This is a genomic window from Nonomuraea sp. NPDC052265 (assembly GCF_044547985.1).
Classification (GTDB): domain Bacteria; phylum Actinomycetota; class Actinomycetes; order Streptosporangiales; family Streptosporangiaceae; genus Nonomuraea.
Genome location: NZ_JBIUBJ010000010.1, coordinates 22,848 through 39,329 on the forward strand (window position 1 = coordinate 22,848; position 16,482 = coordinate 39,329).

Annotated in this window: 10 protein-coding genes; 6 read left to right on the top strand and 4 right to left on the bottom strand. The window is 73.4% G+C overall.

Features of this window, described 5'->3' with window-relative positions:
• Positions 1 to 61: 61 nt before the first annotated feature.
• Positions 62 to 2,095: an ATP-dependent DNA helicase UvrD2 gene (locus ACIHAD_RS27270; RefSeq protein ID WP_397357714.1), complete on the bottom strand. Its 2,034-nt coding sequence runs from the start codon at positions 2,093 to 2,095 to the stop codon at positions 62 to 64.
• A 154-nt stretch (positions 2,096 to 2,249) separates the two neighbouring features.
• Between ACIHAD_RS27270 and ACIHAD_RS27275 the strand changes: the two genes are divergently transcribed.
• The gene (locus tag ACIHAD_RS27275) at positions 2,250 to 3,146 is read left to right on the top strand and encodes an alpha/beta hydrolase (RefSeq protein WP_397357474.1); all 897 of its coding nucleotides are present in this window, start codon (positions 2,250 to 2,252) and stop codon (positions 3,144 to 3,146) included.
• Between the two features lie 70 nt (positions 3,147 to 3,216).
• Positions 3,217 to 3,465, top strand: a complete 249-nt coding sequence (locus ACIHAD_RS27280; RefSeq protein ID WP_397357475.1) for a mycoredoxin — start codon at positions 3,217 to 3,219, stop codon at positions 3,463 to 3,465.
• On the opposite strand, the gene nudC is transcribed toward ACIHAD_RS27280, so the two are convergent.
• A complete protein-coding gene (gene nudC / locus ACIHAD_RS27285; protein WP_397357476.1) occupies positions 3,466 to 4,440 on the bottom strand; it encodes an NAD(+) diphosphatase in 975 nt (324 codons plus the stop codon).
• 145 nt (positions 4,441 to 4,585) lie between these two features.
• On the opposite strand from nudC, the gene ACIHAD_RS27290 reads away from it, so the two are divergent.
• The 4 genes from ACIHAD_RS27290 to ACIHAD_RS27305 all read left to right on the top strand — a co-directional run bounded on the left by ACIHAD_RS27290 (position 4,586) and on the right by ACIHAD_RS27305 (position 9,851).
• Positions 4,586 to 5,719 (top strand): siderophore biosynthesis protein, encoded by a 1,134-nt coding sequence (locus tag ACIHAD_RS27290; RefSeq protein WP_397357477.1) that lies wholly within the window; start codon positions 4,586 to 4,588, stop codon positions 5,717 to 5,719.
• Positions 5,716 to 7,179, top strand: coding sequence for an IucA/IucC family protein (locus ACIHAD_RS27295; RefSeq protein WP_397357478.1), 1,464 nt, complete (start codon positions 5,716 to 5,718; stop codon positions 7,177 to 7,179). Before ACIHAD_RS27290 ends, ACIHAD_RS27295 begins: the two co-directional genes overlap by 4 nt.
• Complete coding sequence (locus tag ACIHAD_RS27300) at positions 7,180 to 8,694, top strand: IucA/IucC family protein (RefSeq protein WP_397357479.1); 1,515 nt, start codon at positions 7,180 to 7,182, stop codon at positions 8,692 to 8,694.
• 95 nt (positions 8,695 to 8,789) lie between these two features.
• Positions 8,790 to 9,851, top strand: coding sequence for a type III PLP-dependent enzyme (locus ACIHAD_RS27305; protein ID WP_397357480.1), 1,062 nt, complete (start codon positions 8,790 to 8,792; stop codon positions 9,849 to 9,851).
• Here the strand turns inward: ACIHAD_RS27305 and ACIHAD_RS27310 are convergent.
• Positions 9,840 to 13,100: an ATP-dependent helicase gene (locus ACIHAD_RS27310; protein ID WP_397357715.1), complete on the bottom strand. Its 3,261-nt coding sequence runs from the start codon at positions 13,098 to 13,100 to the stop codon at positions 9,840 to 9,842. The genes ACIHAD_RS27305 and ACIHAD_RS27310 overlap by 12 nt on opposite strands.
• Positions 13,094 to 16,291: an ATP-dependent helicase gene (locus ACIHAD_RS27315; protein ID WP_397357481.1), complete on the bottom strand. Its 3,198-nt coding sequence runs from the start codon at positions 16,289 to 16,291 to the stop codon at positions 13,094 to 13,096. Before ACIHAD_RS27315 ends, ACIHAD_RS27310 begins: the two co-directional genes overlap by 7 nt.
• Positions 16,292 to 16,482: the final 191 nt, after the last annotated feature.

The following is a 16,482-nucleotide window of genomic DNA, read 5'->3' on the forward strand; positions in this document are numbered from 1 at the left end:
GCCGTTTCGCCCGGTCGGGAAGGAACTCACGCGCGAGGGGACCGGCCGTACGTGAGGGATCTCACCCGCGGCACAGGCCGAGGACGGCCTCGCCGTAGCGGTCGACCTTGACCCGGCCGATGCCGGCGATCGACAGCAGCTCCTGCTCGGTGGCCGGCGCGCGTTCGGCGATGGCCTGGAGGGTGACGTCGGTGAAGACGACGTACGGCGGGATCTTGGCCTCCTTGGCGGTGGCCGTGCGCCAGACCTTGAGGCGTTCGAGCAGGGCCTCGTCGTACTCGGCGGGACAGGTCGCGCAGCGGCCGAGCTTCTGCTCGGCTGCGGCGACCAGCGTCTTGGCGCAGACCCGGCAGCTCACCGGCGCGGCGACCGTGCGGCGTTCGCCGGCCGGGGTCGTCACGCGGGGCGGCGTCGAGGCGCGGCCGGTGAGCCCGTCGAGGAAGCGGGAGGGGCGGCGGCTCTTGCGCCCGCCGGGCGCGCGGGCCAGCGCCCAGGAGATCGACAGGTGCTCGCGGGCACGGGTGACGCCGACGTAGAGCAGGCGGCGCTCCTCCTCGATCTGCTCGGGGGTCTCGGCGTAGATGATCGGCAGCATGCCGTCGGTGACGCCGACGAGGAACACCGCGTCCCACTCCAGGCCCTTGGCCGCGTGCAGCGAGGCGAGCGTGACGCCCTCAACCGGCGGCGCGTGCTGCTCGGAGGCGCGGCGTTCCAGCTCGGCGACGAACACGGGCAGGTCGGCGCCCTCGGCGGCCATGTCCTCGGCCAGGTCGGCCAGCGCCTTCAGCGACTCCCACTTCTCCCTGGCCTTGCCGCCGCCGGGCGGGGCGGGGGTCAGGCCGACCCCGGCCAGGATGTGGTGCACCTCCGAGGCCAGCGGCTCGCCCGCGGCCGACCGGGCGGCGCCGCGCAGCAGCACGACCGCCTGCCGCACCTCGGGACGCTCGAAGAAACGCTCGGCACCGCGCAGCACGTACGGGATCTCGGCCTTGGACAGGGCCTCCTCGTAGGACTCCGACTGGGAGTTGACCCGGAACAGCACGGCTATCTCGCGCGAGAGGACGCCCTTGTCCAGCAGCTTCCTGATCGCCCGCGCGACGCCCGCGGCCTCGGCCGGCTCGTCGTCGTAGTCGGAGAAGACCGGTTTGGGACCGTCGGGGCGCTGGGCGATGAGTTCGAGGCGGTTGGGGGTCTTCGACTTGGCGATGACCAGGTTGGCCAGGTTCACGACCTGGGGGGTGGAACGGTAGTCGCGGACCAGCCTGATGACCGCGGCCGCCGGGTGCTCGACGGCGAAGTTGGTGAGGTAGCGGGGGCTGGCGCCGGTGAACGAATAGATGGTCTGGTTGGGGTCGCCGACCACGCAGATGTCGTCGCGTCCGCCGAGCCAGGTGTCGAGCAGGAGCTTCTGGAGCGGGTTGACGTCCTGGAACTCGTCCACGACGAAGTAGCGGTATTGCTGGCGGATCTGGGCCGCGACCTCCTGGTGCTCGGTCATCACGGCCGCCGTCAGCTCAAGGATGGTCTCGAAGTCGACCAGGTGGCGTTCGCGGCGGATACGTTCGTAGGACTCGTAGAGCCGGGCCACCTCCTCCGGCGAGCCGGGCGGCGTGCGGTGGTGCTTGGCGGCGGCGGCCACGTAGTCTTCCGGGCCGATCTGGGAGACCTTGGCCCATTCGACTTCGGCCGCGATGTCCCGCAGCTCGGACCGGTCGGGATTTTTCCGCATCTGGCGGCAGGCTTCGACCAGCACCGGCAACTTCGACTCGATCACCGAAGGGGCCTCGCCGCCGATCACGCGGGGCCAGAAGTAGGTGAGCTGGCGCAACGCGGCCGCGTGGAACGTACGGGCCTGGACGCCCGGCGCCCCCAGCGCCCGCAACCGCTGCCGCAACTCCCCCGCCGCCCGGGTGGTGAACGTCACCGCGAGCACGCTCGGCGCGTCGACCACCCCGGTGCGCACCGCGTGGGCGATGCGATGGGTGATCGCCCTGGTCTTGCCCGTGCCGGCGCCGGCCAGCACGCACACGGGGCCGCGCACCGCCTCGGCGACCGCCCGCTGCTCCGGGTCAAGTCCGCTCAGGACGTCATCCACGCTGTTCACCCGATCTTCCTCCCCGCAAGTGGCGCCGAAGCACTTTATTCTGGCAACATGCGGCCCGACGTATGTTCATAGTCACCGAGATGCAAAGGAATGGTCTCTTCCCCCACAATGGGGCCGACCATGCTGCATGGGGGAAAGGAAGGCCGTGCGAACAGCGGTTTCCGTGAGCGCGCTCGTGCTCGCTGCCGTGGCGCTCACACCTGCCGTCGCGTTCGCGGCCGAGCCGCCCGTCCCTGTGGTGACCAACCCCACAGACCCCGACGGGCTCGGCGGGCTGGCCACGGAGACCCTTCCCTACGGCTCCCAGCGTCACCAGGACATGGACGTCTGGTGGACGCCCGACGGCCAGAAGCGTCCCGGCGTCTTCCTCATCCACGGCGGCTGGTGGTCCGGCGGCGACAAGAAGTACATGAAGGAGATCACCCGCAGCTACGCCGACCTCGGGTACACGGTCTTCAACCTCAACTACCGCCTCTCCGGCGAGGCCGCCTGGCCGGCGCAGCGCACCGACGCGCTGGCCGCCATCGCCCTGGCGCGCAAGCATGCCGACCGCTGGGCCTTCGACGCCGGCAAGTACGTCGTCGTCGGCTTCTCGGCGGGCGGGCACATCGCCGCCTCGGTCGGCACGTACGGCAACGGCATCGCGGGACTGAAGGGCGTGGTCGGGCTCTCGCCGATCATCTCGCCGCTGCGCGCGTACGCCGACGGCGAGAAGACCGCCGACCACGACAAGCGCAAGCTGCGCGAGGCCGCGATCCGGCTGGCCGGCGGCTGCGAGCCCAAGGGCAAGTGCTCGCGCGTCTGGGCGAGTATGGAGGTGGCCTGGCACGCCAGCGCCAAGGACGCCCCGATCCTGACCGTGCACTCCGAGGACGAGTTCGTGCCGCCGACCCAGAGCCAGCTGCTCAAGCAGATGCTCGGCCAGGTGGGCGTGCCGATGACGATCATGACGGCGCCGGGCACCAACCACAGCGCTCCTCTCTACCGGGAACCGGGCGTGGCCGAGCGCGTGCAGGCGTGGATCGCCGAGCGCATCGGGTAGGGATTAAGCGGACGCCTCCGCGTTGTTGCACGGAGCGCCTGATTTCCTGACCTTGGAGGGACAACCCGACATGGCGCTCACGGTCTACAGCACAACCTGGTGTGGCCCCTGCAAGCGGCTGAAGTCGCAACTCGCCCGCGAGGGCATCACGTTCGACGAGATCGACATCGAGCGCGACCCGGCCGCCGCCGAATTCGTCATGAGCGTCAACAACGGAAACCAGACAGTTCCGACCGTGGTCATAGAAACCGCCCACGGTCGGATCGTCCGCACCAACCCCTCCGCTCGCGAGGTCAAGGCCCTGCTCGGAGCGGCCTGATCACCAGTCACCGAGGAGCTCGCCGCCGTACCACGTCTCGATCAGGCGGCGGGCTATCGACACCGGGGGCGGCAGGCGCACCTCGCCCGACCGCAGCGCGGCCACCAGCTCCTCACGGCTGAACCAGCGCGCCTCGGCGATCTCGTCGGCGTCGGGGGTCAGCGTGGTCGTGGTGGCGTCGGCGAAGAAGCCGAGCATGAGGCTGCGCGGGAACGGCCAGGGCTGGCTGCCCAGGTAGCGCGGGTTGACGACGTTGACGCCGACCTCTTCGGCGACCTCGCGGACCACCGCGTACTCCAGGGACTCGCCCGGCTCCACGAACCCCGCCAGGATCGACAGCCGGCCCTCGGGCCACTGGGGGCCGCGGGCCAGCAGGCAGCGGTCGTCCTCGTCCCTGATCAGCATGATGACCGCCGGGTCGACGCGCGGGAAGTGCTGACTGGAGTCCTGGGGGCAGACCCGGACGTGGCCGCCGGCCTGCACCGTCGTGCGGGCGCCGCAGCGGGGGCAGAACTGGTGGGTGGCGTGCCAGGCCTCCAGCGCCACCGCGTGGACCAGCAGGCCCGCGTCGCGGTCGCCGAGCAGGCCGCCGACCTGGCGCAGCCCCGCGGGCACCGGACGGCCCTCGGGCGTGTCGGTCAGGCTCATCGGCATCGTCACCCGGCCGTTGAGGTCGCCGGCCGGGGTGCCGGGCAGCGGCGCGGCCACCGCGAAGTAGACGGCGCCGCCCTCGACGCCGAGCAGATAACGCTCGCCCGGTGGCGCGTCGGCGGGGGCGTAGAGCACCGCGTGCACCTCGTCCCCGGACCGCCGCACGAGAGTGTGGCCGTTGTCGATCACCAGCACCCTGGTCCCGGGGTCGGCCCACGCCTTCTCCAGCCATCGATCGTCGGCACGCAGCGCCGACGATCTGTCGATGGTCCCCCGTGCCAGGAGCAGTGGGCCGATGAGTTGCTCTTCCGCGGTCTTCTCCACTGGCCGCCCCTCCCCAAGTTCCTTGTCATCCTATGACCTCGCGGTTAGCCGCCGATTAGGCTGTGCGGGCCCCGGAACGATCAACGACAGGTTAGGATCGTCGAGTTAGGTTAGCCTTACCTGATTCTTCGGGGGTGCCTTCGCGTTGCGGCTCTACCTGACCGCGCTCAAGCCGACGGACTCGGTGACGTACGGCTTCCTGCCCGCGGCGCGGGCCCTCGGGTGTGAGGTGACCGTGCTGACCGACCGGCCGGAGCGGCATCCCGGCTCCGTGCCCTGCGACGTACGCGACCCGCGGGCCCTGATCGACGCGGTCGAGCACCTGGGCAGGCCCGACGCGATCTTCACCAACTCCGATCACCTCCAGGCGGAGACCGCTCTCGCGGCGTCGTACTTCGGGCTTCCCGGCAAGGACTGGCGGGCCTGCCTGGCCGCCAAGAACAAGTTCCTGATGCGACGCGGGCTGCTGGAGGCCGGCGTCGAGACCGTGCGCACCCTGCGGCTCGCGCCCGCCGACCCGGTGCCCGAACGCCTGTCCTGTCCCGTGGTGCTGAAACCGCGCGAAGGGGTGGCCAGCGAGGACGTCGTACTGGTCGAGGACGACCTCCCCCGCGCCGTGGCCGAGGCCAGACGGCGGCGGCCGGGCGAGACGCTGGTCGTGGAGGAGTACCTCGAAGGGCCGCTGCGGACCCTGGAGACCCTCGGGGACGGCTCCGCGACACGGGTGCTGGGCGGGTTCGCGACCACGATGGGCCCGCTGCCGCACTTCGTGGAGGAGCGGCTTGACTGGGCGCCCGCCGCCGACGCGCACGTGCTGGCCGCGCTGCGGGCCCTCGGCGTGGGCTTCGGCGCCTGCCACACCGAGTACGTCCTGACGGCCGCCGGGCCCCGGATCGTCGAGGTGAACTACCGGGCGATCGGCGACCACTGCGACTTCCTGCTGGCCGACGTGCTGGGCGTGCCGCTGTTCGAGTGGATCCTGCGCACCCATCTCGGGGAGCCTGCACCCGAGCCGCCGATTCCGTCCCGGCACGGCTGCGCGGTCAGCGTGGTGGCCGACCGGCCGGGCGTCGTCAGGCAGGCGCCGCCGGAGGAGGACGTCGAGGACGGCGGCGTACGGCTGTGGCACCGGCCGCTGCGAGCGGTCGGGGACGTCGTCCACCTGACCCACACGAACCGGGACTACCTGGGCGTCATCCGGGCCGTGGGACCGGACCGGGCCCGCGTGGACGCCGCCGTCGAGCGGTACCGGGCGGCCCGGCCGTGGGTGGTCGGGTGAGGTCGCGGGAGGCGTACCTGGCCGCCCGGGTGCTGGACGCGCTGGTCCGCGAGGACTACGGCGGCCTGTCCGCGCGCCTCGACCGGACCCGCGCCGGGGCCGGGCTGCTGCTGGCCGACGGGCGGTGGGCCCGGCTGGTCCCGGGGTCGCCGTTCCAGGACTTCGTGGTGGCGCCGGACGAGCGGCTGGGGCTGGAGCAGGTGCTGGAGACGCTCGTCGAGGTGGCCGACCCGGCCGACGCCGAGGGGTTGGCGGCCTTCTTCGACGAGTGCCTGACGGCCCTGTCCGCGCTGGAACTGCACGACGCGCACGCCGAGGAGGTGCTGCGGCGCGGGCCGTCGTACGAGTCGCTGGCGGCGTTCGCCGACCATCCCGTCTATCCCACCTCGCGGGCCAGGATCGGCGCCTCGGACCGGGACCTGCTGGCCTACGCGCCGGAGTTCGCGCCGTCGTTCGCGTTGCGGTGGGCGGTCGTCCCCCACGCGGCCACGGACCTGCCCGCGGACGTGCCGCGGCCGGCGGGCGGGGACGTGCTGTTCCCGGTGCACCCGATGGCCGTGGACGAGGTGCGGAAGATCGACGGGGTCCGGGTGCTGGCCGAGGAGGCGGTCACCGTACGGCCCACACTCTCCATGCGGACCGTCGAGGTGGGGCCGCGTACGCACCTCAAGCTGCCGTTGCCCGTGAGCACGCTCGGCGTGCGCAACCGGCGGTCGATCAGGCCGGGCACGCTGGAGGACGGCGCCAGGGCCGAACTGCTGCTGCGCCGGCTGGCCGATCCCGGCGTGCTGCTGGCCGACGAGCAGACCTACGCGCACACGGGCCACGAGTACCTGGCGTGGATGGTCAGGCGGCTGCCGGAGGGCAGGATCGTGCCGGTCGCGGCGCTGGCGGTGCCCGGCGTCCTGGACGGTCTCGGTCCGGACGTGCTCCCCCGCTACCTGCGCCTGCTGCTGCGCTGGAACGTACGGCTGTTCGTCCGGTACGGCGTCGCGCTGGAGGCCCACCAGCAGAACCTGGCCCTCGTCCTGCGGGACGGCGACCTGCGGCTGCTGGTCAAGGACAACGACGGCCTGCTGGCCTCGCCCGCCAGGCTGGCGGCGGCCGGCATCGAGGTGCCCGACTTCTCCGACGGGCGCATGCTCACCGACGACCCGCACGCGCTGGCCGACGTGTTCGTCACGATCACGCTGCACCTGGCAGCGGCGGCGGTGGCGTTCGCGGTGCTGCCGCCGGCGCGGGCTGCGGCCCTGGTGCGCGACACGCTCGCCGAGGCGCTGGACGAGCACGGCGACCACCCCATGGCCCGGCTCCTGCGCGCCAGGACGCTCGGCGCGGCCAGGCTCACCGGCAAGTCCATGGTCACCGCCGGGACGCTCGTGGCCAAGGAACGGTCCGGGGCCCGGGACGTGAACAAGTTCTACGGCATCAGCGGGCCCAACTACCTGAGGAGAGCGTGAATGGACGTCCTGGCCATCGGGGCGCCGGCCGACGAGGCGACGCTGGCGACCCTGCTGCGGTGCTGCGTGCGCGAGGTGGCCGGGCCGAGGGGGCTGGTCTGGCCGGCGCCGCCGTACGTGCTGCTGCGGGTGGCGGGGACGCTGCTGCGCGCCCGTACGCACGGCGGGGCCGCGCTGCGCCTCGACGGGCCTCCCGAACGCCTGGAGGAGGGCTCCTGGCGGCCGCTGACGGTCGCCGAACTGGTCCGGCTGGCCGAGGCCGACCTGGACGGCCCCAACGGCGAGTTCGCCGGCCAGGTGGCCGCCAGCAGGGACGCCATCGCGGCGATCCTGGCGGCCAGGGCGTCGGCCGAGCCGCCCGCCGATCCCTGGCTGGCCTCGGAGCAGGCGCTCGTGTACGGGCACCCGTTCCACCCCACCCCCAAGGCCCGTGACGGCGCCGACTGGCTGCGCCACGCGCCCGAGGCCCACGCCACCTTCCCCCTCCGGCTCCTCGCGGTACGCCGCGACGCGCTGGCCGAGGAGGGCGACCTGACGGCCCTGGACGCGCTGGGCCCGGCGCCCGGCGGCTACCGGCTGCTGCCCGCCCATCCGTGGCAGCTCGCCCTGCTGCGTCCCGCGTTCGGGCCCGAGCTGGTCGATCTGGGACCGGGTCCGGTCGCGGTGCCGACCTCGTCGGTCCGGACCGTGTACGTCCCGGACGCCGAGGTGTGCCTGAAGTTCTCCCTGGACGTGCGGATCACGAACTGCGTGCGCAAGAACGCCTGGTACGAGCTGGCCGGAGCCGTCGAGCTCACCTCCCGGCTGGCCCCGGTCCTCGCCGACGTCGCCACGCGCCACCCGGCCGCCCGCTGGCTCCCCGAGCCCGGCTACCGCACGGCGCTCGGGCAGCGCGAGGGCCTGGGCGTGATCGTCCGGGCGAGCCCGTGGACCGCCTGCGACCCCGGCGTCACCCCGGTCCTGGCCGCCGCCCTCGCCCTGGACGCCGCCCCGGCGGACCCCCTGGCCTGGTGGACGGCGTACGTGTCGGCGGTCGCGCTCCCGGTCGTGGACCTGTACTTCACCCATGGCGTCGTCCTGGAGCCCCACCTGCAGAACGTGCTCGTCGGCCTGGACGCCGCCGGGACGCCCGTCCAGGCGATCTTCCGCGACCTGGAGGGCGTCAAGCTCGTCGCGGGCCGCCACGACCTCGGCGGCCTGCACCCGGCCGTGGCCTCCGCCCTCGCCCACGACCCGGCGCGCGGCTGGGCCCGTGTCGTCTACTGCCTGTTCGTCAACCACCTCACCGAGATCGCCGCCACCGTGGCGGGGCCCGACGACGAGCTGCTGCGCGCGTTGTGGCGGGTCGCCCGCGACCTCCTCGCCCGCCAGGCCGCCGAGCTCGGGCGGCCGCTCCCGCTGTGCGACCTGCTGGCCGGGACGCCGCTGCCGGCCAAGGCGAACCTGCGCGTGCGGTGGGCCAGGGCCGCCGACCGCAGCGCCGGTTACGTCCCCATCGCGAACCCGCTCGCGTGAACCGCGTCCCGGAGCGCGAACCCGCTCGCGTGAACCGCGTCCTGGAGCGCGAACCCGCTCGCGTGAACCGCGTCCCGGAGCGCGGACCCGCTCCCGTGAACCGCGTCCTGGAGGCCGCGGCCCGGCTGCCCGCGTTGCCCGCCTACCTCTACGACCTGCCCGCGCTCGACGAGCACGCCGCGTCGGTGCGCGCGGCGCTGGGCGAGGTCGAGCTGTTCTACGCGGTCAAGGCCAATCCCGACGCCGAGCTGCTGCGGGTGCTGTCCCGGCACGTGGACGGGTTCGAGGTGTCGTCGGCGGGCGAGCACGCGCACGTCTCGGCGCTGTTCCCGGGCGTCCGGCTGGCGCTCGGCGGCCCCGGCAAGACCGAGGCGGAGCTGCGGCTGCCGCACCACCGCCTGCACGTGGAGTCGCCGTACGAGCTGCGCCGCCTGCTCGCGACCGGGCTGGAAGCGGACGTGCTGCTGCGCGCCAACCCGGACCTGCCGGTCGAGGGGGCCGCGCTCACGATGGACGGGCCGTTCGGCATGGACGAGGCGGGGCTGGCCGAGTGCCTGCCGCTGTTCACCGACCGTGTACGGCTGCGCGGCCTGCACGCCCACCTGGCCAGCGGGCTGGCCGCCGCGCAGCTCCTCCGGCTGGCCGAGGCCCTGCTGGAGACCGGGCATCCGGAGGTCAACCTGGGCGGGGGCATGGCGGTGTCGTACACGTCGGGCGAGCGGTTCGACTGGGTGGCCTACGGCGAGGGGCTGGCCGCGCTGCGGGCCGGGCGGCGGCTGCGCGTCGAGCCGGGCAGGTCGCTCACCGCCTACTGCGGCCACTACGTCACCGAGGTCGTGGACGTGAAGCAGGTGCGCGGGCAGGCGTACGCGATCGTCCTGGGCGGGACGCACCATCTGCGCACGCCGGTGACCAAGGGCCACGACCAGCCGTTCACGATCCTGCCGACGGGCGGCGGGCCGGGGGTCGCCGGGGAGCCCGTGACGTTCGTCGGCCAGCTCTGCACCCCCAAGGACGTCTTCGCCCGGAACATCGTGACGTCAGTGCGGGTGGGGGACAAGGTGGTGTTCGGCATGGCCGGGGCCTATGCCTGGAACATCTCCCACCACGACTTCCTCATGCACCCCGAACCCGCCTTCCACCACCTAGGACTCTGAGGCGGGGACACCCTCGACGAGCGCGACCAGCCCGTCGGCGTCGAGCAGGTTCACCGGGCGCACGGTCCTGTTGGCCCGGACGTAGTGGAAGGCCGCGCCCACCTTCTCCAGCGGCACCCCGGCCAGGTGCGACCACGCCAGCCGGTACGCGGCGAGCTGCACGGAGGCCGTCCGGGCCGCCTTGCCCCTGGGCGGGACGCCGGTCTTCCAGTCGACCACCTCGTAACCGCCGTCGGGCAGCGCGAACACGGCGTCCATCCGCCCGCGCACCAGCCGGTCGGCGATCATGGTCTCGAACGGCACCTCCAGGTCGACCGGCCGCCGGTCGGCCCACTCGCTCTCCTCGAACCGCTCCTGCAGCTCGGCCAGCCGCACGTCGGCCTCCTCCGGCTCGTCCAGCGGGTCGAGGTCGAAGTCGTCGATCAGCCGCTGCTGGTCCCACCGGCTCTCCAGCCACCTGTGGAACGACGTGCCCCGCCGGGCCAGCGGCGCGGGCTTGCGCGGCACCGGGCGGCGGATCCTGCGGGCCAGCTCGCGCGGATCGGTGGCCAGCGTGACCAGCGACGACACGGTCAGCTTGGCCGGCAGCGCGACGGTGGTCGCGGGCCTGCGCCGGTTGAGCTCACGCTCGCGCAGCAGCAGGTCGGCGTCGCGCTCCCAGGCGCGCAGGCGCTCCTCCTCGAACGGGCGCAGCGGCTCGTCGTCGTCCTCGCCCAGGTTGCCGGCCAGGGCGTCCTCGACCAGCCGGGCCCCGTCGAGCACCGACTCGTAGCGCAGGCCCTCGGGGGTTACCGGCCAGACGGCCTCGGCCGGCTCGGCGAGCAGCGGGTTCGTGGCGCCCTCTGCGAGGTCGCCGGCCCAGTACGACACCCGGTCGGCCGTGTCGCGGATCTCCAGCAGGAACTCCGACGGCTCCAGCGGCTTGGTGGCGGTGCCCCAGCGGTAGCCGGAGGCGATGAGGTGGTAGTGGGCACGGGTGACGGCCACGTACGCCAGCCGCCGCTCCTCCATCAGGTCGCGCTCGCGGCACTGCTCGTCGAACGCGGCCAGCTCCTCCTTGCTCAGCCCGCCCAGCCCGGGCAGGTCGGCGACGTCGCCGCGCAGCGGGTACGGCAGCTTGCGCGGGTTGTCGGTCCAGCGGCTGTTCATCACCGGCGTGGCCGGGAACACGCTGCCCGTCGCGATCGTGCCCTTCGAGCTGAGGAGCTGCGACAGGCCGGGCACGACCACGATCGGCCACTCCAGGCCCTTGGACGCGTGGACGGTCATCAGCTTGACGCTGTTGCTCTCGCCGACCCGGCCCGCCTCCAGCCCGAACTCCTCGCTCTCGGCCGCCTGGAGATAGGCCAGGAACGCGCCCAGCGTCGGGTCCTCGGCGTCGCCGGCGAACCTGGAGGCCGCGTCGATGAAGGCGTCGAGGTCGGCCCGCGCGGCGAACGCCCCGGCCGTGCCGCTGCGGGCGGCCACCTCGATGTCCAGGCCGAGCCTGCGTTCGACCTCGGTGACCAGGTCGGGCAGCGGCTGGGCGGTGTGGCCGCGCAGCTGGCGCAGCTCCTGGGCCAGCGCGACCAGCCGCGTACGGGCCAGCGGCGAGAACGACTCCAGCCACTCGGGCCGGTCGGGCAGCTCGTCGAGCGCGTCGACCAGGCTGCCGCGCTCCTCGGCCAGGTCGGCGACCACCTGGTCGAGCGGGTCGTCGGCGCGGTGGCTCGCGCTCAGCTCGCGGGCCAGCTCCCTGGCGTACTCCCCCAGCACCCGCAGGTCGGCCGGGCCCACCCGCCAGCGCGGCCCGGCCAGCAGCCTGGCCAGCGCGTCGCCGGCGGTCGCGTCGTAGAGCACGCGCAGGGTCGCCACGATGTCGTTGACCTCGGGCACGGTCAGCAGGCCGCCGAGCCCGACCACCTCGACCGGGATGTCGCGGTCCTCCAGCGCCTTGCGCAGCGCGGGGAACTGCGAGCGCTTGCGGGCCAGGATCGCGACGTCCTGGGGCTGGACGGCGAGCGTCTTCTTGCGCTCCTTCTCCCCCCAGGGCAGGCCGTCGGGCGCGGTCTCCTGGCCGAGGATCTTCGCCACGCCGTCGGCGATCCACCTCGCCTCGTCGTCGGCGGTCTCGTGGAAGGCGCAGGTGACGCGGCCCCGATCGATCCGGTTGGGCCCCGGCACCAGCACGGGGACCTCGCGGGCCTCCATGCGCAGCGGGAGCTGGACGCGGGCGGCGACGTCGAGCACCCGGTCGCCGTTGCGGAAGCTGACGCTGAGCTGGCGGACCGGCGCCTCCTCACCGGCGCGGCTGCGGAAGTCGCGGGGGAAGCGGCGCAGGTTGCCCGCCGAGGCGCCGCGCCAGCCGTAGATGGACTGGCAGGGGTCGCCGACGGCGGTGACCGGATGGCCGCCGCCGTAGAGCGAGCGCAGCAGGACGAGCTGGGCGTGGCTGGTGTCCTGGTATTCGTCGAGCAGGACCACGGAGAAGCGGGACCGTTCGATCTCGCCCACTTCCTTGTGGTTGGCGGCGATCCGGGCGGCCAGCGACATCTGGTCGCCGTAGTCGATGACCTCGCGACGGCGCTTGAGCCGTTCGTACGCCTCCACCAGCGGCAGCAGCTGCTCCCTGGCCGCCTGCACGCCGACCGGCTTGCGCTGCGCCAGGGTCGTACGGCCGGGCAGCGCGGCCAGCCGGGCCTCCAGCCACTCCCCCATCCGCCGGACGTCGGCCGCGGTGCGCAGGTGCTCCGACAGCTCGCCGGCGAGTTCGAGCAGGGCGGCGGTGACCGAGGGCGGGCCCAGCTCGACCTTGTCCATCGGCCCGTCGTACAGGGCCACCACCCGCGAGGCGAGCTGCCACGACACCGCCGGGGTGACCAGGCGCATGGTGGGTTCGAGCGCCTCGCGCAGGGCGTGGTCGGTGACCAGGCGGGCGGCGTAGGCGTGGTAGGTGGAGACGGTCGGCTCGTTGTCGAGCGCGCCGGGCGCCACCAGGCCGGCCTCGGCGAGCCCGGTCAGGCGCTCCCTGACCCGGACGGCCAGCTCCGCGGCGGCCTTGCGGGTGAACGTCAGCCCCAGCACGTTCTCCGGTTTGACTAGGCCGTTGGCCACCAGCCAGACCACCCGCCCGGCCATCGTCTCGCTCTTGCCCGAGCCCGCGCCGGCCATGACGACCATCGGTTCGAGCGGCGCCTCGATGACCGCGGCCTGCTCGCTCGTCGGCGGCAGGATGCCGAGCTTGTCGGCCAGTTCGACCGGGTTCAGCACACCTGGCCCCCGTTGTCGTTGACCGGGCAGCTCGCCCGTGCCGCGCACGTGCGGCAACCCTCGTTCACCTTGGCCTGGAAGAACGGGCCCGACATGCCCGTGGCGACCGTGTCGACCAGGTCGGCGGCCCAGCCGGGGTTCTTGTCGTCGGCCAGCGCGCCCTGCCGCTGCTCGGTGGCGGCGTTCTTGCCGGCCGCCTTGCCGAGCTGGACCAGCGCGGCGCCGCCGGGCTCGGTCATGCCGTGCCGGGCGAACGCGCCGAGCAGCGCGGCGAGCTGGTAGACGCCGAGCTGCGGGTGGCGGTCGAGCTCACCGGCCTTGGGCTTGGAGCCGCCGGTCTTCAGGTCGATGATCACCGCCCGGCCGTCGTCGTCGCGCTCGACCCGGTCGACCCGGCCCTTGATCTGCACGCCCTCGGAGACCATCGCGACGAACGACTCCTCGATGGCGACCAGCTCGCGTGGATTGTCCTTCTGCCAGCGCAGGAACTTGCCGATCATCTGCTCGGCGACCTGGCGCTGCTTGCGGTTGTACCAGACGCCGCCGAAGTCGAGCTCGTTCCAGACCTGGTCGAGCCGGTCGCCCAGCACGTCCTCCCCGGGCAGGTCGGTGGCGGCCAGCACGGCCAGCGCGTGGATGACGTTGCCGAGGCCCTGGGCGGTGCTGGTGCCCGCGGCGCCGACCGCCGTCTCCAGGAGCCAGCGCAGGCCGCACTTGGTGAAGCTCTCGACCGCGGACGGGGAGATGTTGACGATGTCGTCCGGCCAGCTCAGCGGGCGGTCGTCGGTGATGGGGGTGAGGGCGTACCAGTCGTTGGGGTGGGCGCCCTGGACGCCGGCGGCGGCCAGGCGGGCGAGCTGCCGCCCGGCGCGCCGCCGGACCTTGGCCGGTTTGGTGGGGTCGGTCACCGCGCTGCGCAGGTCGGCCACCAGCGCAGACATGGTCAGCCAGCGCGCCCGGTCGTCGACCGTCGCCGACTCCACCTCGCCCGGCATCAGCTCCGACAGGAACCGGGAGGGCCGCTCGTCGGTGTCCTCGCCGCCGACCGCCGTGACCACCAGCCGCCGCCTGGCCCGGGTGGCCGCGACGTAGAACAGCCGGCGCTCCTCGGCCAGCAGCTTGGAGGCCAGCGACGCGGCGCTCGGCTCGGCGCCCTCGACCACCTCCACCAGGTCGTCGGCGCCGAGCAGCGACCCGCGCAGCCGCAGGTCCGGCCAGACCCCCTCCTGGACGCCCGCCACGACCACGATGTCCCATTCGAGGCCCTTGGACCGGTGGGCCGTCAGCACCCGTACGGCGTCGCCGTCGGGCGCGCGGTCGGCCAGCGTGTCGCCCGGGATCTCCTGGGCGGCCAGGTTGTCGAGGAACACCTCGGGGCCCGCCTTGGGCATGCGGTCGACGAACTTGGCGGCGTGGTCGAACAGCGCCACCACCGCGTCGAGGTCGCGGTCGGCCTGCGCGCCGCGGGAGCCGCCGGACAGGCTCTGGTCGGTCCAGCGCGCGCCCAGGCCGCTGGCGTGCCACACGGCCCACAGGAGGTCTTCCGCGGTGCCCTCCTGCGCGGCGGCCTCGCGGGCGGCGGCCAGCAGCTTGGCGACGCGTTCGGCGGGGAGGGCGACGTGCGGCTCGACGCGGGTGAGCTCACGGACGTCCTGGAGGGCCGCCACCAGCAGCTCGCCGGACGACCGCGCCTCGGGGGTCTCCTCGCCGGCCGGCGCCTCCTGGGCGGCCAGGGCCTCGTTCTCGGCAATCTTGAGCGCCCGGCGCAGGCGGCGTACGCCGATCATGTCCGTGCCGCCGAGCGGGCCCGTCAGCAGCTCCTCGGCCACCCCCTCGTCGAGCTGCGCCGGGTCGAGCGCCACCCGCAGCATGGTGAGCAGCGGCCGCACCCCCGGCTCCTGGGCGATCGGCACCTCGTCGCCGGCGATCATCGTCGGCACCCCGGCGTTGACCAGCGCCCGCCGCAGCAGCGGCACCTGGCGCTTGGCCGAGCGCACCAGCACCGCCATGCGGTGCCAGGGCATCCCCTCGATCAGATGCGCCCGCCGCAGCGTGTCGGCGACGATCGCGGCCTCCTGGCTGGTGCTGTCGGCCAGCAGGACGCGCACGTCGCCGGGCTCGGCGCCGGACAGCGGGACCAGGTCGCGATGGCCGTGCCGCTGGTCGTGGTCGGGGGCAGGGGCGATGGGCAGGCGGGCGGCGACCCGGCGCGAGGCCTCCAGCAGGTCGGCCCCGCTCCTGCGGCAGACGCGCAGCGCCAGCACCGGCGCCTCGCGCCCGTCGAGCGTCCTGAACCGCTCGGGGAACTTCATGATCCCGTGGACGTCGGCGCCACGGAACCCGTAGATCGACTGGTCGGGGTCGCCCACCGCGACGAGGTCGCGCCCGTCGCCGGCGAGCTGGCCGAGCAGGTACTCCTGCGCCGGGTCGGTGTCCTGGTACTCGTCGACGAACAGCACGTCGTGGGCGGCCCGCTCGCGTTCGCGCACCTCGGGCCGGGTCAGCAGCGCCGAGGCGGCCCCGATCAGCTCGGCGTAGTCGTAGGTCTCCTCGGGGTCGAGGTCGAAGCGGTCCTGGTAGCGCTCGTAGAACCGGCCGGTGGCGATCCAGTCGCTCCTGCCGTGTTGCCGGCCGAGCGCGACCAGCCGCTCGCCGTCGAGGCCGCGCTCGGCGGCCCTGGACAGGAAGTCGCGCACCTCCTCTGCGAAGCCGCGCGTCTTGAGCGCCTCGCGCAGCGACGGCGGCCAGTCGAGCGCGCCGTTCTCCAGCTCGCCGTGGAGCAGCCGCCGGATCTCCAGAAGCTGCTCGGGGCCGGTCAGCAGGCGCGGCGGCGGCTTGCCCTCCAGCACGGACTCGCGGCGCAGGAGCGCGTAGGCGTAGGAGTGGAAGGTCAGCGCCAGGGGCGAGCGGGTGGTGCGCCGCAGCCGGCCGGTGACGCGCCGGCGCAGCTCCTCGGCGGCCTTGCGGCTGAAGGTCAGGATGAGCACCCGCTCGGGATCGACCCCGCGCCGTTCGATACGTTCGACCACGCTCTCGACGATCGTCGTCGTCTTGCCCGTGCCGGGCCCCGCGAGGACGAGGAGCGGGCCGCTCCGGTGCTCGACCACGGCACGCTGGTGTTCATCCAGCGCAGGAGGCCCAACAGGGCTCCCGCTGCCACGCCGCACCAACCGCCAGGTCTGACCACTCACAGCACTAGATTCCACCAGACCACAGGGACAGATCGGGCCGACTTGCCCGGTCTCCCACGCGATCCGCCCACCGTATCGAGGCAAATATCCGAATATCGTGCGACACGCCGAGCCCGAGGTTTCGCCGAGGGCGTCCCGCTGCCTCGGACGATGTGACGATCAGCACGATTGCCCCACACACGTAGCGTTGT